At 64.3% G+C, this 21,287-nt stretch carries 13 protein-coding genes; 7 read left to right on the forward strand and 6 right to left on the reverse strand.

Features of this window, described 5'->3' with window-relative positions; genetic code table 11:
• Positions 1–15: 15 nt before the first annotated feature.
• The 4 genes from ACNJYD_RS05395 to ACNJYD_RS05410 form a co-directional block, all read right to left on the reverse strand.
• Positions 16–411 (reverse strand): type II toxin-antitoxin system VapC family toxin, encoded by a 396-nt coding sequence (locus ACNJYD_RS05395; protein WP_439365611.1) that lies wholly within the window; start codon positions 409–411, stop codon positions 16–18.
• Positions 408–662 carry an AbrB/MazE/SpoVT family DNA-binding domain-containing protein gene (locus ACNJYD_RS05400; protein ID WP_172785081.1) on the reverse strand — a complete coding sequence of 85 codons (255 nt, stop codon included), beginning with the start codon at positions 660–662 and terminating at the stop codon, positions 408–410. The genes ACNJYD_RS05395 and ACNJYD_RS05400 overlap by 4 nt, the downstream gene beginning before the upstream one ends.
• Positions 663–730: 68 nt before the next feature.
• Positions 731–2,257, reverse strand: coding sequence for a permease (locus ACNJYD_RS05405; RefSeq protein WP_439365612.1), 1,527 nt, complete (start codon positions 2,255–2,257; stop codon positions 731–733).
• Positions 2,254–3,003 (reverse strand): ABC transporter ATP-binding protein, encoded by a 750-nt coding sequence (locus ACNJYD_RS05410; RefSeq protein ID WP_172785079.1) that lies wholly within the window; start codon positions 3,001–3,003, stop codon positions 2,254–2,256. Before ACNJYD_RS05410 ends, ACNJYD_RS05405 begins: the two co-directional genes overlap by 4 nt.
• Positions 3,004–3,276: 273 nt before the next feature.
• Between ACNJYD_RS05410 and ACNJYD_RS05415 the strand changes: the two genes are divergently transcribed.
• From ACNJYD_RS05415 to ACNJYD_RS05440, 6 genes are all read left to right on the forward strand, one after another.
• The gene (locus ACNJYD_RS05415) at positions 3,277–4,152 is read left to right on the forward strand and encodes a branched-chain amino acid ABC transporter permease (protein WP_172785078.1); all 876 of its coding nucleotides are present in this window, start codon (positions 3,277–3,279) and stop codon (positions 4,150–4,152) included.
• 5 nt (positions 4,153–4,157) lie between these two features.
• Entirely contained in the window at positions 4,158–5,309 is a 1,152-nt protein-coding gene (locus ACNJYD_RS05420; RefSeq protein WP_439365613.1) for a branched-chain amino acid ABC transporter permease, read from the forward strand.
• Positions 5,306–6,064: an ABC transporter ATP-binding protein gene (locus tag ACNJYD_RS05425; protein ID WP_439365614.1), complete on the forward strand. Its 759-nt coding sequence runs from the start codon at positions 5,306–5,308 to the stop codon at positions 6,062–6,064. Before ACNJYD_RS05420 ends, ACNJYD_RS05425 begins: the two co-directional genes overlap by 4 nt.
• A 4-nt stretch (positions 6,065–6,068) precedes the next feature.
• The gene (locus ACNJYD_RS05430) at positions 6,069–6,857 is read left to right on the forward strand and encodes an ABC transporter ATP-binding protein (RefSeq protein WP_212254049.1); all 789 of its coding nucleotides are present in this window, start codon (positions 6,069–6,071) and stop codon (positions 6,855–6,857) included.
• Between the two features lie 93 nt (positions 6,858–6,950).
• Complete coding sequence (locus tag ACNJYD_RS05435; RefSeq protein WP_439365615.1) at positions 6,951–8,789, forward strand: AMP-dependent synthetase/ligase; 1,839 nt, start codon at positions 6,951–6,953, stop codon at positions 8,787–8,789.
• Positions 8,790–8,864: 75 nt separating this feature from the next.
• Positions 8,865–10,064 carry an ABC transporter substrate-binding protein gene (locus ACNJYD_RS05440; RefSeq protein WP_172785073.1) on the forward strand — a complete coding sequence of 400 codons (1,200 nt, stop codon included), beginning with the start codon at positions 8,865–8,867 and terminating at the stop codon, positions 10,062–10,064.
• A 165-nt stretch (positions 10,065–10,229) separates the two neighbouring features.
• On the opposite strand, the gene ACNJYD_RS05445 is transcribed toward ACNJYD_RS05440, so the two are convergent.
• Positions 10,230–11,345, reverse strand: coding sequence for a lysozyme inhibitor LprI family protein (locus ACNJYD_RS05445; RefSeq protein ID WP_439365616.1), 1,116 nt, complete (start codon positions 11,343–11,345; stop codon positions 10,230–10,232).
• 184 nt (positions 11,346–11,529) lie between these two features.
• On the reverse strand, positions 11,530–12,261 hold the full coding sequence (locus ACNJYD_RS05450; protein ID WP_439365617.1) for a transglutaminase-like cysteine peptidase: 732 nt from the start codon (positions 12,259–12,261) through the stop codon (positions 11,530–11,532).
• A 742-nt stretch (positions 12,262–13,003) separates the two neighbouring features.
• On the opposite strand from ACNJYD_RS05450, the gene ACNJYD_RS05455 reads away from it, so the two are divergent.
• Positions 13,004–21,271, forward strand: coding sequence for a VCBS domain-containing protein (locus ACNJYD_RS05455; protein WP_439367414.1), 8,268 nt, complete (start codon positions 13,004–13,006; stop codon positions 21,269–21,271).
• Positions 21,272–21,287 lie beyond the last annotated feature (16 nt).

Consider the following 21,287-nt stretch of genomic DNA (forward strand, 5'->3'; position numbering starts at 1 on the left):
CGACGTCATGCGCCGCTACGGCAGCCGCGCCAATCCGCCGCTTGCCTCTACCAGCTTTACGGCCTTCTTATCGAATGAAATGAAGGTCTCGGCCCCAAGCCAATAGCCTTCATGAGCAATGATCCCATCGGCAAAATCGCCGCCAGCTTCGAGGAGTGCCAACCCAGCCTCAGCCAGGGGACGGTTGACGACCACATTGGAGGCGCTGATGAAGTGCCGGATAGACGCCGCGATATTCACAGCGGAAGTTTTGTAGCCTCGCGAGAGGACCCAGGCCAACTCGCACAGTGCCGAGATCGAGATGGCTACTACGTCTGCCTTTTTGAGAACGGCTTCGGCTGCTTTGCTCTGTTCGGCATTATCCCCGACCAGAACCCGTACCAGGACATTGGTGTCTGGTGTGATCTTCATCGCTTGCCGGACCAGCCGTCAGCTATGATCTCGTTCATCTCTTCGATCGAAAGCGATCGACCGTTCGTTTTCCCTTTCAGGAAGCCGAACGCATCCGAAATCTTTCCGGTGGGCCGAACTGCCCTCACCTCAACTCGACCCCCAGGGAGCTTTTCTATCGAAATCTTGTCGCCGGGATGCACACCAAGGTGCTCCAAAAGGTCTTTCCGGAGCGTAACCTGCCCCTTCGCCGTGACGGTGAGCGTGCTCATGGGATTCCTCAATCCTTGAGATCCTTCGATAAGTAAGGGAATTTCTCCTTACTTTCAAGGGGCGCCGCTCACTCCCGGCGCGGGCTGAACTTCCAAGTGATGGCAACGAGGCTTGCGGTGATCAGGCCGCTGATGAGGCCGGCGAGCGGCAGGGCGAGCAGCAGTGCGGCGCTGGCTGCCCAGCCGATCGAGGAGAAGGCCTCGGCGAAGGTCGCGAGCCGCGATGAGGTCTGCCGGCGGCGGAATTGGCTGCGCCTTGCCTGCACCCGGAACCAGAGCTGGATCGCGGTCGCCGAGGCCGCGCTGACGATGATCGCGCCGGCACTGACCGCGGCCTGGAATGGCGAGGCAAAGGCCAGTGCCGCCAGCAGCGGACCGAAGATCACGGCGATCGCGATCAGCACCACCTCGATCTTGGCGCGAATGACGGCGGACGGCATCAAGGGCGCGGTCGCGACCAGGTCGGGGGCGTCCTCGCCCGAGATCGTCAGCCAGGCGAGCCCGCCGGCGAGCTGTCCGGCCGCCATCACGATGACAGGTGTGATCAGCGTCAGCGCCGCCGAACTGTCGGCAAAGTTGCGCCAGAGCAGAAGCGCCGGCGGCACAAGATAGAGCAGCTGCATCAAGGTCTGCGAGATCAGCCATGGATCGCGCCACAGCAGCATGAATTCCTTGCGGCGCAGCGCCTGCTGGCGCGATCCGCCGCGGAACGCGCGCTCCTCGGTATGGACGCGGCCCGACGTGGCGTAGGCCGCCGCATCGATCGCCGTGTCGGCAAAGCGGTGCGAGAAGATCGCCATCACGCTGCCGAGCATCACGAGCGCGAGCGCGAGAATCAGCGACAGCGCCTCGTTGTCGCCCATCGCTGCCCGCGCCGGCCACCACCAGATGCTGTCGACGTGGGGGGCGTAGGCGGCAACGCTGCCTGAGGTCAGGATGGTGAAGCGCGAAAGCGTGCCGTAGGACATGATCGCCGCGACCTGAAGCGCGATCACGAAGCCCGCGCCGATGATCGCTGCGAGGATTTGGGCGATCAGGCGCGTCCGCGCCGGGCCGATCAGCCGGAACAGGAGAATGGTGACGGCGATCGCGATCGCCGCGGCCGACAGGCCCATCGCAATGACGACGCCGAAGGCCGCGAGCCAGCGCGCGCCGCCGCCGATCACCAGCACGTCGATGAAGGGTGTCGAGAACAGCAGCGCGAGCACGGTGACGGTCAGCGCAATCGCGGCGATGCGGACCGAGAACAGATTGGCGAGCCGCGCCGGCGAGGACATGATCAGGTCGAGATCGGCGCGGGCGTAAAATACCCGTGTCACCGATTCGATCGCCTGCGACAGCATCAAGGTCCAGGCGAGAAAGATCGTGGCCGAAATCACGATCAGCGAGGATTTGTCGAGCGGCAGCTGCAGGTCGGCGAAACGGCCGATCACCGCCCAGGCCGGCAGGTGCAGCAGCGCGGCGAAGCAGACGAGGCCGATCATTGCCGCGCGCGCCCGTTTGCGCCGCCCGCCCGTCATCATGGCGAGCCATTCGCGCCAGGCGAGCCGCAGCTCGTGGCGGGCAAACCAGGACAGCGCGGTGGCCGAGCTCATGCCGCTTCCTGAAGCGTCACCAGCGCGATGAAGAGATCTTCCAGGCTGGTGTCGGCATGGCCGTTCTGCTGGCGCAGCTCGGTAAGCGTGCCTTCGGCGACCAGGCGGCCGGAGGCGATCACGCCGATCCGGTCGGCCATGCGCTCGGCGACCTCGAGGATATGCGTGGTCATGATGACCGTGCAGCCGGCGCGGACACGCGCGCTGAGCAGGCCCTTCACATGGCGAGCGGAGACGGCATCGAGCCCGGTCAAGGGTTCATCGAGGATGATGAGGCGGGGGTCGTGCACCAGCGCCCCTGCGAGAGCGACCTTCTGGCGCATGCCCTTGGAAAAGCCCTCGCAGCGCTCGTGCCGGTGCGCCTCCAGCCCGAGCGAATCGAGCAGGTCCTCGGCGACCGGTTGCGCGATCGACGGCGCGATGCCCCAGAGGCCGGCGACGAATTCGAGATATTCGAGCGGGGTGAGCTTGTCGTAGATCATGGGCTCATCGGAGACCCACGCCATCACCTGCTTGGCGGCGACGGGATCCTGGAGCGCATCGATGCCGAAGATGGAGACGGCGCCGGCATCGGGCCTGAGCAGGCCCGCAACCATGCGCAGGGTGGTGGTCTTGCCGGCACCGTTGGGGCCGACCAGCGCGTAGAATTCGCCGGCGTGGATGGTGAGATCGAGGCTGTCGACCGCCAGACGGTCAAAACGCTTCGTTAACCCCACCACTTCCAGCGCCGAGTTGTCCGGCTTCATGACGGCCATACCATCCGGTTTGCATCGCCCGCGACCATGACCCGAAGATATTTCGGCACCGTGAATCGCACTGCCGCAAATTCCGTCAACCGGATTGGACTAAAGACAAGGCATCCCGACAAGTCACCGTTTGTTGACAGCGCGCGGGCGTTCAGGCTGAATTGATTCCGGACAAATGGCGCGAACGCGGCGAAACGACTGCGTAGCGACTGGACACAAGATGCGGCAAGGCGGCCAAAAGAACCGCCGGATGCATCGGGAGGACGCGCGTCAATGCTGGATTTCGTTCAGCAGCTGGTCAGCGGTGTTGCGCTCGGCTGCGTCTACGGCCTGATCGCGCTCGGCTTCGTGCTCGTCTACAAGGCCACCGAGGTCGTCAATTTCGCCCAGGGCGACCTGATGATGCTGGGCGGCTTCTTCGCCTTCACCTTCATCGGCATGATGGGCCTGAACTACTGGATCGGCTTTGCCGGTGCGGTGGCGGCGATGGCGCTGTTCGGCATGCTGGCCGAGCGCGTGGTGGTGCGGCCGATCCTCGGCTATCCGCAATTCTCCATCATCATGGCCACGATCGGCCTCGGTTATTTCCTGCGCTCGATCGCCGGCATGATCTGGGGCACCGACGACCTGAAGATCGAGACGCCATTCAGCCAGGGCGTGCTGCGCATGGGTTCGCTGGTGCTCGCCTACGACAAGCTCTCGGTGATCGCGGCGACGATGATCCTGTGCACGCTGCTCTGGCTGTTCTTCAACAAGACCACGCTCGGCACAGCGATGCGCGCCAGCTCCGAGAACATGCTGGCAGCCTATTACATGGGCATTCCGGTCAAGCGCGTGGTTTCGGTCGTCTGGGCGATCAGCGCGGCGGTCGCGACCTGTGCCGGCGTGCTGCTGGCGCCGATCACCTTCATCCATTCCAATGTCGGCCTCGTGCTCGGTCTGAAGGCGTTTCCCGCCGCGGTGCTCGGCGGTTTCGGCTCGATCCCGGGCGCCGTGGTCGGCGGCGTTCTGATCGGCGTGATCGAGAGCATGGCCGGCTTTTACCTGCCCGAGGGCTGGAAGGACGTTGCGCCCTACATCGTGCTGCTCGCCGTGCTGCTGCTGAAGCCCGAGGGCCTGTTCGGCCTGCACGTCCGCAAGAAGGTCTGAACGCCATGCGCTTCCTGTTCAAGACCGACTACGAGGACGACATCAAGCTGTTCCCGCATTCGGGCTACGTCGCCACTTACGGCGTCCTGCTCGCGCTGCTGCTGATCGCGCCTTACGTGCTCTCCAGCTATCTTATGAGCCAGCTGGTCTTCGTCTGCATCTATGCGACCGTCGGCGTGGCGCTGTTGATCCTGACCGGCTTCACCGGCCAGGCCTCGCTCGGCCATGCCGCCTTCCTCGCCATCGGGGCCTACACCGCGGCCTACTTGCAGAAGTACAATGTGCCGTTCCCGGTCTATTTCCTCGCCGCCGGGCTCCTGACCGGCATCATCGGCGCGATGGTCGGCTTTCCTGCGCTACGCCTCACCGGCATCTATCTCGTCATCGCCACCATCTCCTTTGCCCTGATCGTGGAGGAGATCCTGGCGCGGTGGGAGAGCGTCACCCACGGCAACGAGGGCATGCGGGTCAAGACGCTGTCGCTGCTCGGCGTCGCCGTGCCGCGCGACAGCCCGACCTTCTATTATCTCTGCCTTGCCGTGCTGGTGCTGACCATCGTCGGCACGCTCAATCTGCTGCGTTCGCCGACGGGACGTGCCTTCGTCGCGATCCGCGATTCGGAGACGGCGGCGCGCAGCATGGGCGTCAATGTTGCGCTCTACAAGGTGAAGTCGTTCGCGATCTCGGCCGCGATCACCGGCTTTGCCGGCGTGCTGTTCGCGCACAAGCTCTCCTTCATCTCGCCGGAAATGTTCACGCTGCAGCTCTCGATCGAGTTCATCATCGTGATCCTGATCGGCGGCACCTTCAGCCTGCACGGCGCCGTGCTGGGAGCGATCTTCATCGTGATGATCGATCCGTTCCTGACCTATCTGAAGGACGACATGCCCGGCATCATCGCCGGCATTGCCGCGACATTCGGAGCGGGCACGGCGACGGCGGGCAACATCCAGGCGAAGGTCGCGGCCTTCGCCTCGCTCAACGGCCTGAAGGGCGCGATCTACGGCGTCATCATCGTGCTATTCGTGCTGTTCGAGCCGCTCGGCCTCTACGGCCGCTGGCTCAAGATCAAGCTCTTCTTCCAGCTGTTTCCGCTCTACAAGCGCGCCACCTTCAAGCGGCATAAGATCTATGTGAAGTCGGAGCGCAATCGATGAGCTATTTCCGCGCCGAGAACCTGTCGCTGCATTTCGGCGGCCTCAAGGCGGTCGATGCGGTGTCGTTCGCGGTCGAGAAGGGCGAGATTCTCTCGATCATCGGGCCCAACGGCGCCGGCAAGAGCTCGATCTTCAACCTGATCTCGCGGATCTACCGGCCGACCTCGGGCCGCATCTTCTTCGAGGACCAGGACATCACGGAGCAGCCTCCCTACGACATTGCCAAGCTCGGCATCGCCCGCACCTTCCAGAACATCGAGCTGTTCGAGAATGCGACCGTGCTGTCGAATCTTTTGGTCGGCCGCCACCGCCATTCGACCACGCAGCTCTGGCAGGAACTCTTGTTTCTGCCGAGCGTGCGGGCCAACGAGAAGGTGCACCGGCGCAGGGTCGAGCAGGTCATCGAATTCCTCGACCTCGAACCCTATCGCGACAAGCTGATCTCGGGCCTTCCTTACGGCGTGCGCAAGGTGATCGAGCTGGCGCGCGCGCTGTGCTCGGAGCCGAAGCTGATCCTGCTCGACGAGCCGTCCTCCGGCCTCAATGTCGAGGAGACCGACGACATGTCGTTCTGGGTCCGCGACATGAAGAGCGAGCTCGGCGTCACCGTACTGATGGTCGAGCACGACATGTCGCTGGTCAACCGCGTCTCCGATCGCGTCATCGCGCTGAACTACGGAAGGGTGCTGGCGATGGGCTCGCCCGCTGAAGTGCAGCAGCATCCCGACGTCGTCGCCGCATATCTGGGAGCCTGAAGCAATGGATGCCGCGGCGACTCCGGATATCATCTTAAAACTCTCCAACATTGAGAGCTATTACGGGCCGATCATGGCGATCCGCGGCATTTCGCTGGAAGTGCCGCGCGGCCGCATCGTCACGCTTCTCGGGGCCAACGGCGCCGGCAAGACCACGGTGCTGAAGACGATCTCCGGCATCCTCGATCCGCAGAAGGGTGCGATCGAGTTCATGGGCAAGCCGATCCAGCGCATGGAGGCCGACCGCATCGTGCGGCTCGGCCTCAGCCACGTGCCGGAGGGACGCGAGGTGTTCCCGTTCCTCTCAGTGCGCGAGAACCTGATGATGGGCGCCTATCCGCGCAAGGACCGGGACGGCGTCGCTGAGGATCTGGAGCGTGTCTACGGCTATTTCCCGCGCCTGAAGGAGCGCATCAACCAGCCGGCCGGCCAGCTCTCCGGCGGCGAGCAGCAGATGCTCGCGATCGGCCGCGCCCTGATGAACCGGCCGACGCTGCTCTTGCTCGACGAGCCCTCGCTCGGCCTGTCGCCGCTGCTGGTGAAGGAGATCTTCACCATCATCCGCCGGGTCAACGAGGAGCAGGGCATGTCGATCCTGCTGGTCGAGCAGAACGCCAAGGTGGCGCTGGAAACCGCCCATTACGGCTATGTGCTCGAGATCGGCCGTATCGTGATGAACGACAGCTGCGACCGCTTGATGCATTCCCAGGACATCCAGGAATTCTACCTTGGCGCCAAGGAAGCGGGCGCGCGCGGCGAGCGGCGCTGGAAGAAGAAGAAGACGTGGCGGTGAGGGCGAGCTGGCAGTAAGATGAGCTTGCCCAACGCTAAGCAAAGACCGCCGGCAAGGCAGGCAGCGGAGGTAGGCGACAAGGAGGAGAGGTGCATGGCCGGACCGGCGGTGCTGACGGTCGCTGATACGATCGCGAAGAGCTTCTTGCGCGCCGCCGAGACGCGGGGCGACAGGCCGGCGATCCGCGAGAAGAAGTTCGGTATCTGGCAGCCGACGAGCTGGCGAGAGTGGCTCGCGATCTCGAAGGAGATCGCCTACGCGCTTCGCGCCGTCGGTTTCATGCCCGGCGACGTCGCCTCCATCATCGCCAATGCCGTCCCCGAATGGGTCTACGCCGACATGGGCATATTGTGCGCCGGCGGCGTCTCCTCCGGAATTTATCCGACCGATTCTGCGTCCCAGGTCGAGTATCTCGTCAACGATTCCGCGACCCGGGTGATCTTCGCCGAGGACGAGGAGCAGCTCGACAAGATTCTCACCTGCCGCGCGCGCTGCCCGAGCTTGCAGAGGATCATCGTGTTCGACATGGAGGGCCTCAGCGGCTTCTCCGACGACATGGTGATGTCGCTCGACGAGTTTCGCGCGCTTGGCCGCAACCACATGGTCGGCCGCGAGGCGTTGTGGCAGGAGATGATCGACAGCCGTGTCGCCGGCGATCTCGCGATCCTCGTCTATACGTCCGGCACCACCGGTCCGCCCAAGGGCGCGATGCACGCCAATCGCAGCGTGACCCACCAGATGCGGCATGCCAACGACTTCATCCCGGCGCGGGAGGACGAGGATCGCCTGGTGTTCCTGCCGCTGTGCCATGTTGCCGAGCGCGTCGGCGGCTATTACATCTCGGTCGCGCTCGGCTCCGTGATGAATTTTGCCGAAAGCCCGGAAACCGTGCCGGACAATCTGCGCGAGGTGCAGCCCACCGCCTTTCTGGCGGTGCCGCGCGTCTGGGAAAAATTCTATTCCGCCATCACCATCGCGCTGAAGGATGCGACGCCGCTGCAGCAATGGGTCTATCGCCGCGCCATTGGCATCGGCTACCGCATGGTCGATTGCCGGCTCGAGGGCAGGGCGCCGCCGCTGTCGCTGCGCATCGCCAACCGCATCGCCTATGTGGTCGCGTTCCGCAACATCCGCCGCATGATTGGGCTCGACCGCTGCCGCATCGCATTCACCGGCGCAGCGCCGATCGCGCCGGAGCTGATCCGCTGGTATCTGGCACTCGGCATCGACATGCACGAGGTCTACGGCCAGACCGAGAATTGCGGGGTCGCCACCATGATGCCCGCGGACAGGATCAAGCTCGGCTCGGTCGGCACCGCCGTGCCCTGGGGCGAGGTCGCGCTGTCGCCCGACGGCGAGATCCTGATCAAGGGCGACTTCCTGTTCATGGGCTACCTGAACCAGCCGGAGAAAACCGCGGAGACGATCGATCCCCGCGGCTGGCTGCACACCGGCGACGTCGGCACCATCGACAACGAGGGCTTCGTCCGCATCACCGACCGGATGAAGGACATCATCATCACCGCCGGCGGCAAGAACATCACGCCGTCCGAGATCGAGAACCAGCTCAAGTTTTCGCCCTACATCTCGGACGCCGTCGTGATCGGCGACAAGCGGCCCTATCTCACCTGCCTCGTGATGATCGACCAGGAGAACGTCGAGAAGTTCGCCCAGGATCACGACATCCCCTTCACCAATTATGCCAGCCTGTGCCGGGCGAGGGAGATCCAGGACCTGATCGGGCGCGAGATCGAACAGGTCAACGGCAATTTTGCCCGCGTCGAGACCATCAAGAGGTTCTACCTGATCGAGCGCCAGCTCACCCCCGAGGACGAGGAGCTGACGCCGACCATGAAGCTGAAGCGCGGCTTCGTGAACAAGCGCTACGCCGCCGAGATCGAGGCGATGTATCGCGAGCGTGCGGTGGCGTGAATACCTAGCGAAAAAGCGAGGGAGGGATGGCCCCGCCCTTCGCACAATACGGGCCCAAAAGGAGAGGAGACCTCAATGTCGAAGTCGTTCCACGCGTTCGGCCTTGCTATGGGCGCTATCGCGCTCACTTGTCTGCCGGCCGTCGCGCAAACCAAGATCACCAATGAAGGCATTTCGGCAACCGAGATCGTCATCGGCACCCATCAGGACCTGTCGGGTCCGATCAAGGGCTGGGGCGTGCCGGTCTCCAACGGCATGAAGATGGCCGTCGAGGAGGTCAACGCCGCCGGCGGCATCAACGGCCGCAAGATCCGCCTGGTGGTCGAGGACAGCGGCTACGATCCGAAGAAGGCCGTGCTGGCTTCGCAGAAGCTGATCGAGCGCGACAAGATCTTCGCGATGGTGGGACCGATGGGATCGCCCACCGTGCTCGCCGCGCAGGATATCCTGCTCGACGCCGGGGTCATGCAGCTCTTCCCGCTGACGGCGGCCGAGTTCACCTTCAAGTTCGATCCCGCCAAGCCGCAGGAGCGGCTGAAGTTCAACAACCTGCTTCCTTACGTCGAGAGCACGCGCGCGGCGCTCAAATACATGATTGAGGCAAAGAATTTCAAGAAGCCCTGCATCATGCATCAGGACGACGAGTACGGAAAAAACGTGCTCGATGGTTTTAACCAGCAGCTCGCCGCCATGAAGGTGCAGCCGGCCTCGATCACGAGCTACAAGCGCGGCGCCTCCGACTTCTCGGCGCAAGTCGCCAAGATGAAGTCCGACGGCTGTGACCTCGTCGTGCTCGGCGCGGTGCTCCGTGAGCCGATCGGCACGATGAGTGAAGCGAAGAAGCTCGGTTGGGACGTCACCTTCCTCGGCGCCACGCCCGTCAACGTGCTCGAGGTGCCGGCGCTCGGCAAGGAAACGGTGGAAGGCTTGTATGCTGCTTCGAACTTCGAAATTCCCTATGAAGACACCGCAAAGGGAAAGGTGAAGGACTGGCTCGTCAACTACAAGAAGATGTTTGGCGCCGACGCCAACACCCAGGCCATCATCGGCTACAATGCAGTGATGACGTTCGCGCATTATGCCAACAAGGCTGGCAAGGATCTGACTGGCCAGAAGATGCTCGACGCGCTGGAGTCCGGCGACAAGTTCCAGGACATCTTCAATTCGCCGCCGACGGTGTTCTCGAAGACCAACCATCTCGCGACCACCGTCACCCAGGTCCAACAGGTCAAGAACGGCCGCTGGGTGCTGGTGAAGGACAATCTGATGTTTTGATCTCTTGCCTCTCCCCGCTCGCGGGGAGAGGCCGCAGCGCATCCAAGATGCGATGCGGGTGAGGGGGACTCTCCGCGAGTCCAGTTCTCACCGTGATCGCGGAGGCAGCCCCTCACCCCAACCCTCTCCCCGTAAGAACGGGGAGAGGGAGAAGGAAGATAGCCCCTACGATCCCCCGCCTGCGGTGCCCGAGCTCACCGGGGCGAGCTCGTCTTCCCGGCAGCGCCAGCCATCGTCGGCTTTGACGAAGGCGAAGGTTCGCTGAATTCTCAGCCGGCGCGTGACGTTGAAGGCGTCTGCGGCGCGCTCCTTGTTGCCGGCTCCCGGCTGCGGACGACCCGTCGTGGGGTCCCAGCAGGTGCCGGTGCAGATGGAGGCGATCTTGCTGCACACGGTGAAGGGGGCCAGCACGGCCATCTCGATTTCGCCGGTGACCTGCGCCTCCTGGTCGCTCACCTGGCTGTCGAGCGCATAGACGCGGTTGATGCGCAGGAAATTGCCGCAGGAATTGGCCGCATGAATCCGCGCGGCGCAGAAATCGACCGCGTCGGTGTCGGGTGATCGGGCCGCGACCTGCCGGCCGAACACCTTCTTGGGATCGCCTTTCGCCGCGCGGATTTCGTCGGTCTTGCGCTTCAAATGTTCGGCGAGACAGTCCTCCGCGGATTCCAGCTCATGCAGCGGCACGTTCTCCTTGCCGACCAGATTGCATTTGCGGTCGCGCTCGCGTGTCCACCGTCCATATTCGGCGAAGGCAAAGCGTGCCGCGGTCGGGTCCAATTTGCCGATCAGGCCGAGCACCAGGCCATTGAGCTCGGTTTCGGCAAGCGCCAGCGTGGGGTCGGCGCAGATCACCGCGCCCGCAGCGGTGTTGGCCGCAAGGCAGTCGAAATCCGGATCGCGAACGATCGCGGCGCGCTCCTCGGTGACCTTGAGCAGGCACGCCTTGACCTGGTCGAATTCGTCCGGGCGGATCGCGGTCTGGCCGACGATGCCGCAGCTGAGGTTGCGTTGGCGGACCCAGATCGCATTCTCCTCGATTCCAGGCAGGCGATCCGGCAGGCGGGCGAGCCGCGCCTCGATCGCGACGCTCAGCTTCTCGGCGGCGGCGGCAAGGGTCGCATCACCGCAGAACAATTGATTGCCGGGGTCGCGAATCTGCTGGCAGTTGTTCCTGGAGAACAGCGGCAGCCTGTCGGCGATCGCGCGGTCGGATTGCGCCGACGCGGACGCCGCCGGCAATGCCAGCAGCGCAAGCACAGACAGCACGATGAATCGCATTCCAGTCGCCCCCGCACGGAAGGCGCCATGCTAGCGTCTGGTCTTGCGCGGTGAAATGGGTTTGTGCGGAAGAGCAGCGGGAGGTCTGTAGCCCGCATGGTGCGCAAGCGTAATCCGGGGGCGGTGCGAGTGGCAAGAGTCCCGGATTTCGCTGCGCTCTAGCCGGGCTAGGAGGCCGATTCGATCAACGCGCCTCGGCGGCCGCCATCGAGACCTGTACCGGCTCGTCGACATATTTCAGCACGGCCGATTGGTGGAGCACGAACAGCGGCTGATAGCTCCGCGTCGCGTCGTCCCTGATCATCGCCATGCGGCGATTGTCGAGCATGAGCCATTGGCCGTCGAGCTTTGCTGCGGCAATGGCGTGCGCCTCGCCGGCCCTGACGTCGCGCACCACGACCATGCGGAGGTCTTCAGAGGCAATTCCCGCCAGCCGCAGCGCGGCCAGCTTGGCGATGGCATAGTCCTCGCAATCGCCGGCGCCGCGCGCGAAGGTCGCAAGCGGCGAGCTCCAGAGGTCGGCGCTGCCGTCGTTGGCGGCATGGATGGCGAGATTGATGGCGCGGTTGATCTCGCCGAGCCGCGCACGGCCGTCGCGGGCGCGGGCCTGATCGACGATGGCGAGCAGCTCGAGCGCCGCGGGTGAAGCGCAATTGTCCCGGTCGCCGTCGCACAGCGCGAGCTGCACCATGTCGTCGTCGAGCTTGTCCTTCAGCGCGGACCATTTCTGCTGCAGGCTGCCGGATGAGATGGCGAAGGCGAACACGCCAAACGGTTCGGCGGATTTGCGCACGAGGACGCCGGCGCCCGGCGAGAGCAGCGTGCCGGCGCGAAGCTCGGCGGCCGAGCCGAGCAGGATCAAGCCGCACATGACAAGGATTGCGCGAAAGGCGCGCGAGCGAGCAGCGGTCTCCATCTGACATCCCCTTCCCAGGCTTCGCGAGATCCCCCTCGATCTCGTCGTGCCGGGCTTTGTTGCTTTCGCGGAGATAGTGCGAGACGGGCCGTTTTGTTCTGCTTAACGCGCCCGGCAGGGGTCTCAAAACCGGGTGGCAGGCTGAATCGGACCCGCGCGAATTGCGTAAAATTTTACGATTCGACGGCTAGGAGAGCCTCGCTGCCGCGAAATGGAACCAATTGCAGGCAGAAGTTGCGACGGGCGCCGAATCTCACCTATGGCTAACGACCCGCTATTTCACGGGTTCTGTTAGTTAGGTCACAGATTTAACGCCGTATTTGCCGCAGGATGTTGCAGGGCATCACGAACAAAAGATGACGCAAGTATCTGTTCTACCAGCTTTACTTCGAATGACTTGGGACGGCGGGAAATGCGTGCATCTAACCCTGTTTCGACTTCCGAATTCTTGGAATATGACTTCCGCTCCTCTGGGAATGCACCGCCCGGCGCAGGCTCTTACGGTCAAGTGACGCGAAATCACACAAGCAATAGATGGTTTCGCTAAGGACTTGGTAATGCTAAGCAAGCTTAGGTCGTCGATACTTACATAAATTTTAACCCTTTTTACGGTGCCCGGTTGAATTACGCTGGCAAATTTGACGCCGCGACGTCTTTGGACGGCCAGAGTTCCAACTCGCCCGTCTTTGTCCACGTCGATTCCTTTGCCGCCAAGCCCTTCATTGCCAAGGCGCATGGCCATGTGCCCGACGGTGCATTCGTCGTTCCCGACGCCAATCTGATCTTCAACGGCGAGTTCAAGCGTGCCGGGCTCGACCTCGTGCTGTCGCACGACGGTCACGAGTTCGTCGTTCACGATTATTTCAGGGGCGACAAGCGCGCCGCGATCGCTTCGCCCGACGGCGCCCACCTCGGCGGCGACGTCGTCAACGCCCTCACCGGCCACGTCCAGGTCGCCCAGGCCGCGCCCGGCGCCGGTGCGGCCCAGGTCATCGGTCACGTCACCAAGCTCGTGGGCAGCGCGACCGCCATCCGCAACGGCGTCTCGGTGATCCTGAACAACGGCGACAACGTCGAGAAGGGCGACGTGGTCTCGACCGGCGCCGATTCGACGCTCGGCATCACCTTCATCGACGGCACCGTGTTCGGCTTGTCCTCCAATGCGCGGATGGTGCTGAACGAGATGGTCTACGACCCCAACGGGTCGAACAATTCCTCGCTGCTCAGCCTGGTCGCGGGCACCATCACCTTCGTCGCCGGCGAAACCGCCAAGCACGGCGACATGAAGGTCGACACGCCGGTCGCCACCATGGGCATCCGCGGCACGGCGGTGCTGACACAGATCAACTTCGTCGTTCCCGCCGGCGGCGGCGATCCGCAGCCGCAGGCGAGCTTCCAGGTGCTGGTCGAGCCGAACGGCACGACCGGCTCCTACATCCTGTTCGACAAGGTCACGCTGCTGCCGATCGCGACGGTCAACCAGGCCGGCCAGATGATCCAGATCAGCGGCGGCAACGTCTCGGTCACCAATGCACTGATGTCGCCCGATGTGCAGAAGCTGATCACGGACGTGTTCACGCTGAAGTTCACCGACAACAACACCAACACCAAGCTGACCACGAACTACACCGACACGATCACGCCGTTCGGCCATGAGGTGGTGCTCAAGTCGGGGTCCGGTCCGATCGTCACCGCGACCTTCGTCAATCTCAATCCGCAGACGCAGGAAGGCCCGACCACGTCGACGCCGACGCCCGGCCGCATTCCCGGTCAGCCGATCGCGCAAAGCTTCGACCTCGGCGGCAACGTGAAGACGGCGTTCGCGCTGACCGAACGGGCGGACACCACGGGCGATACGCACGCCGACACGATTTCCGGATTGATCAGATTCCTCGATCAAAACCTCGGCGACCTGCCGACGGTGAGCGTGAGCCTCGCCGAGGCGCCGAACTACGTCTACAAGAGCGCCGGCCAGCAGGATGTCACCGGCTCGCTCACCGCGCTGCAGAAGCAGGACATCGCGGCGACGCAGATTCAGATCAGTGTCGTCGCCGACCCCGCCAACAACAATAACGGCTCGGCGGTCTGGACCTACACGATCCCGGACAAGGTCTTCGATTTCCTCGCGGCCGGCGAGACCCTGACGCTGACCTACATGGTCCGCGTCGACACCAATTTCTCGGTGAACCCCGAGTCCAAGTTCATCCCGATCACGATCACGATCACGGGAACGAACGACAAGCCGGTGGTCACCACCGACGTTCCCGTCATCACTTTCGAAGGCGGCACCAGCGTGCCGGGTGGCCCGCTCACCAGCGACGTTCCGACCTCGGGCACGCTGAGCTTCGATGACGTCGATCTCACCGACAAGCATACGGTGTCGGTGGCGCTGACCAGCGCGACCCTGCCCGGCGGCACCGTTCCGCCCGGTCCGCTCGCGGCATTCCAGAGCGCGATGTCGGTCGCGATCGCTGCGGGCGCCGACAGCACCGGTGACGGCACCGGCACCATCAACTGGTCACTGGCCGATCTCCCGGTCTATCTCGCCGACTTCATCCCGAAGGGCGTGGTGCTGACGCTGGTCTACACCGTCACCGTCACGGACTCGCAAGGCGCGACGGCCCAGCAGACGATCACGGTCACGATCACCGGCACCGACGCGCCCGCCGTGGTCTGGATCGCGACCGACAAGGCGGGCGCGCCCTCCGGCGGCTTCTGGAAGGACGCGGCCAATTGGGAGACCGGGACCGTCCCGACCATCGATGACGACGTCATTGTCATCACCGATCAGCTGCACGGTCTGACGCCGTCCTATCCGGTGACGATCGATGCGGCCGCCTATGCGAAATCGCTGACGATGAACGATTTCGGCGGCCCGCCGCCGAAGCTGATCAACCAGAGCTCGCTGACTATTGCCGGTGCGCTCAACATGAGCGCGGACTCGATCCTCACCAACGCCGCGACCGGCACGATGTCGGTCGGCGGCAAGGCCGAGATATTGGACACGAGCGTGCTCACCAATGCGGGCCACTTGACGCTCGCAGGCGGCGGCGATTTCGCTGCCGGTACCACGATCACCAATTCCGGCACGCTGGAGCTGTCGGGCGGCACCTTGAAGATGCTGGCCGACATTGCCAATGCCGGCGGCACGCTGAAGGCTGACGCGGGCACGACGCTGATCGTGGACAATGCGGCCGTCCACGGCGGCACGGTCACGATTCTCGGGACATTGGAACTCGACGGCGCCAGCTTGATCGAGAACGGCTCATTGACCAATTCCGGTACGGTCAACGTCGAGGGCACGGTCGAATTTGCCAATGAGACGGTCTCCAACACCTCCGCCGGCACGATCAGGGTACTGGCGAATGGCTGGTTGACGATCGACCAGGGATCCAGCGTCGCCAACGCCGGCCACGTCACGGTCGATGCCTCGGGCAAGCTGTCGATCAGCGGCGCAACCATCAGCGGCGGCATGATCGACGGTGGCGGCAACATAGACGTCACCGGCGCCAGCAGGATCGACGGCGGGGCGACATTGAGCACGAGCGCCGTCACCGTCGGAAGCGGGGTGACGCTGACGCTCGACGATGTCACCGTTGCGGGGACCGCGATCGCAAATGGCGGCACCGTCAAGATCGATGCGAGCAAGAAACTGACGCTCTCGGGCGCGAGCGTCACCGGCGGCCAGCTTAACGTGCTCGGTACGCTGGCCTCGTCCGGCGCCAGCACCGTCACCAATGCGTCCATCACCAACAACGGCCTGATCGAGGCGATCGGCGGCGTGTTGACGCTCGCCGCCACGACCTCGGCCGCCATTGCCAATGCCGGCACCCTCCGCGCCAACGGCGCCGAGCTCGATATCGACCATCAGGCCGTCACCAACACCGGCACGCTGGCCGCGATCAACGGCGGCACGCTGAAGCTGACTGCGATGACGGTGACCAACACCGGCGGCACCGTGTCGGTCGCATCGGGCTCGTCGCTCGATCTCGCCGGTTCGACCATCAGCGGCGGCACGGTGACGATCGCGGGCACGCTGGAATCGACCGGCACGAGCGCAGTCGACGGCGCCGACCTCAACAACACCGGCACGATCTCCGTGACCAGCGGCACGCTGACGATCGATCCCGGCCTGCTTCATGCCATCACCAATCTCGGGCTGATCGAGGCGGCGGGCGGGGGCATCCTCAAGCTCGCGACCGCGACCGTCAGCAATGCCGGCGGTACGATCGCGGTCGACGGCGCCTCGAAGCTCTATCTGACCGACGTCTCGATCAACGGCGGCACCCTGAGCAATGCCGGTCATCTCTACGGCGTCTCCGGCAGCAGCACGATCACGGGCGCGGTCACCAACACCGGCACGATCGAGGTGCAGGCCGGCACGCTGAACCTCGCTGGCGGCATCACCGGCGTCGGGACGCTGCTCGTCGACGACGGCGCGACACTCGCGCTGGGCGGCGCGGATGCGCAGACCGTCACCTTTGCCGGCGGTACCAACACGCTCCGGCTCGATGCCACGAGCCATGACTTCACCGGCACCATTACGGCCGGGGCCTCGACCGGCGGTACCTTCACCGTCACCGGTGATGCCGATATCGCCAGCGCGAGCGGCGACGCGCTCGTGCTCGCTGCATCCGGCGGAACCAGCGGCAACCATGGCGACGTCATTCTGACGCCAACCGGCGCACTGACCGGCGCGGCCAGCGGGCTCGTCGTCACCCAGAACGGCGCCGGCGACGTCTCGTTGACCGCAACCAAGGACATCACGGGCCTCGCCGGCAACGGCATCACGCTGCGCGACAGTGCGACCGGCTCCGGCGACGTCACCGTCAACAATCTCACCGGCAAGGCGACCGGCACCGGCACGAATTCGGTCGGCGTTCTCGTCGAGAATTTGAACGCTGCCAATAGCGGCGACATCTCGATCACTCAGCTCGGCGGCGCGGCGGGCGGCGCGTATGGCATCGATGCAGCGACGCTGGGCCACGGCGACATCGACATTGACGCCGGTGGCTCGATCACCGGCGGCTCCATCTACGGCATCCGGACGCGCAGCTATGGCAGCGGCAGCCAGACCGTCACGACGGAGGCCGGCAGCATCGTTACGTCGGCCAGCTCGGGCATCGTCGCCGTCAATCGCGCGACATCGATCAACGCTGCGGCCGATAGCAGCGTCACGGTCACCAGCTACGGCACGATCAATTCGGGAAGCAGCCCGAACCTGGCCGGCAATGTTCCGGCCGGCATCGAAGCCGGCTACACCGGCGCCACCAGTGGCACCCACGCCAATACCGGCGTCAACGGCTCGGTGGTCGTCAACAACCATGGCAACATCACCGCCGCGGCCGGTTACGGCATCAACGCCTATAATTACGGGAGCGGCGACGTCTCGGTGACCAGCTTCGCCGGCACCACGATCTCGGTGTCCGGGGCGCAGAGCATGGGAATCAACGCCGCAGCATTGAGCGGCGGCACCGGTGACGTCACGGTCACGCTCGGCGAGAATGTCACGATCTCGGGTGCGGCGAGCTGCGGCATCAGGGCCCACAGCATCGACCAGGGCGACATCAGCGTCACCCTGGCGAACGGCGACAGCATCACCTCCGGCAGCTCCGGCATCGTGGCCGTCAATTTTGCGACGGCCATTGCCGCCGGCGTTGCGAGCACGATCTCGGTCGAAGCACACGGCACGATTCATTCCGGCACCACGCTCAACAACGACGGCACCACGCCGGGCGCGATCATCGCCGGCTACAAGCCCGGCGGAAACGGCACATTCTCGAACGCGGTCAACGGCGACGTAGTCGTCAACAGCGATGCGAACATCACCGCGGCTGCCGGCTATGGCATCGAGGCGTTCACCTGGGGTGTTGGCGACATCACCGTCGCGACCGGCCAGAATTCACAGATCTCCGCCGCAGGCACCGCGATCGCGGCGTTCGATCATGGCGGCGGCGACGTCAGCATCACCAATGACGGTTCGGCCTCCGGGGCGGTCGGCGTGGCTGCCCTCGCCACCGGCGCCGGCGACGTCACCATCGTCAATCATGGCGACATCGGCAGCACGAGCTTCGCCGGCATCAGCGTCACGCAGAATGGGGCCGGCGCGACCGGCTCGACGCACATCACCAATTCCGGCTCGATCTCGGCTCCCACCGGTCACGCAGCGATCTACATCCAGGAGAACGCGACCGGCACGGCGACGATCGACAATTCCGGCACGATCGGTGCTGCGGACGCATCCAGCGTGACCTCGACGACCTATGCGATCGTCGAGACCGGCGGCGCCATCACGATCAACAACTCTGGCGACATCAATGGCAACATCTCCGTCGCCACGGCCACCTTCAACAACAACGCGGGCGGCATCTGGACCGTCTCCGGCACCAGCGTGTTCGGCAGCCTGTCGTCGATCGTCAACGAGGGCGATATCGACCTGCTCGATGCGGCCTCGATTGCCGGGACCGGCCTGAGCATTGCGAACTATCATGAGATCGACAGCTGGGGCACGGCGACGATCTCCGGCGCCATCACCAACGCCGGTACGATCGAGGTCAACGCCGGGATCCTGACGCTGTTCGGCTCGCTGTCCGGCGCGGGGTCGGTTACCGTCGATGCCGGCGCGCTCCTGAAGCTCGAAGGCACGGTCACGCAAACGGTCACGCTCGCCGGTGATGGCGCCGCGCTTCAGATCGATACGTCGTCCTTCGGCGGATCGATCGCGGGGCTGTCCGCGGGCGACACGATCGACCTGTCCACGATCAAGTACGGTCTCGGCACCAGTGCGGTCTATGTCGCCAATGCCGACCCTGCGACCGGAGGCGTGCTGACGGTCACCGACGCCGATGGCAACCACATCGATCTGAATCTGACCGGTGCCGACTACAGCAACGCCCATTTCGCCGGCAGCAGCGACGGCCATGGCGGCACCCTGATCACGTTCAATGCGGATGATGATGCACCGGTCTTCACCGCGGCAGAGGCCTCGCCGAGCGTGAGCTTCTCCGAGCTCGAGAGCACCACCGGCGATCCGACGCTCGATCCGGTCTCGGGTGGGACGGGCGCGATCCATTTCACCGACATCGACCTCACCGATCGTCCGACGGTGACGAACGTCGCGTATGCCTTGACTTGGCTCGACGCCGACCACACCACGCAGTTGACGCTGTCGCCGGACGAAATCACCGCGTTGGAGCAGGCGCTGACGCTCTCTGCGACCGGCAACAAGAACAACGGCGCGATCGGCTGGAGCTATTCGATCGCCGACAGCGCGCTGGATTTCCTCGGCGAAGGCCAGACCGTGACGGTGGTCTCCACCATCACGCTGGCGGACCATCAGGGCAAGACCGATACGGCCGCGGTGACGGTCACCATCACCGGCAAGAACGACGCGCCGGTGATCACGGTCGCAAGCGGCGACAGCGCCGGCGCGACTCTGGACGAGACCAATGCGGGGCTGGACAAGACCGGCACGCTGACCCTGTCCGACGCGGACGCCACCGATCATGTGAGCGTCGCGCGCGATCACCTCTCGGTCTATCTTGACGGTGTGTTGCAGACCGACGACGTCGGCGGGCTGTCGAACACCGATCTACTGAACTATCTGACCGTTCCGGCCGCCGATATCCTGAACGGCACCGCCACCCACGCGCAGTTCACCTGGACCTTCAACTCGCAGGGGGAGGACTTCGATTTCCTCGCCGCCGGCCAGACCCTGTCGCTGCAATACACGATCATCCCGTCGGATGCCGATGGCGCCGGCACCAGCAGCACCGTCACGATCGACATCGTGGGCAGCAACGACGCGCCGACGCTCGATGATGCGACGCTGGCTTCCGTCGCCGGCAACGACAGCGATCCGAGCGGAGCTGCGATCAGCAGCCTGTTCACGGACAAGTTCCACGACGCCGACACCGGTGCGACATTCAAAGCCCTCGCGGTGACCTCCGACGCCGCCACCGCAGCGCAGGGCGTCTGGCAGTACGAGCTCGCCGGCACGGATCAATGGGTCGATATCGGGTCGGTCAGCAACACGAACGCGCTGGTGCTGGGCCCCGATACGCTGATCCGGTTCGTGCCCGCCAACGGCCTTTCCGGGACGCCGGGCGCGCTGGGAGTCCACGCGCTCGACGACACCTATACCGGCGCCATCACGACTGATCTGTCGACCGCGACAATCGATCTTTCAGTGACCGGCACCGGCGGTGAGACTCCGGTCTCGCAGGATCTCACCACCATCGGCACGGAAGTGACTGCTCCCGCCGACGGCCCGGTGATCAACACCGAGAGCTTCCAGGTCGAGCATATCATCGAGAACAACTCCGACATCATCACCGATCTCATGGTCACCGGCTCGGCGGACCACGACTTCAGCGTCACCATGTCGACGGCGCATCCAGGTCTTAGTCAGGTGGACTTCTATCCGGCGTCGGGCTCGCTCGAGGAGATCAACCTCGGTTTCGAGACCGGCGCCACCTACAATCCGACAGCGGCCAGCTCCGATCCTCAAGCCCAGCCGCCGGACATCGAGCAGATCACGCTGACTGTGACGGACCAGGCCACGGGGCTGTTCGACACCGTCCATTTCATCTTCCACGAGGCCGGCGACACCAGCCAGGCCGTTGCCCTGGAAGGCACCAGCGGCAAGGACGTCATCTTCGCGACCGATACGAACAGCACGCTGACAGGCGGCGAGGGCAAGGATCAGTTCGTGTTCGCGCCGGGCTTGTTGTATGACGACAACGGGCAACCCGTCACCGATTTCTCCCACACGATCACCGATTTCAAGGTAGGGCTCGACAAGATCGATCTGCGGCAGTTCTCCGACGTCGGCTGCAAGGGCGACCTCGCCATCGCCCAGCAGCAAAATGGCGACACCCTGATCACCTGGAATCAGGAGGTCTCGCAGCAATCCGGACTGATACAGGAGCACGAGTCGCTCCTGCTCAAGAACGTGGTCGCCGCAAATCTCCAGGCCAGCGATTTCATCTTCGGCACGCATGTCACGTGAGGACGTGCGGGTCCTA

Source organism: Bradyrhizobium sp. SPXBL-02, assembly GCF_051853065.1.
Taxonomy (GTDB): domain Bacteria; phylum Pseudomonadota; class Alphaproteobacteria; order Rhizobiales; family Xanthobacteraceae; genus Bradyrhizobium.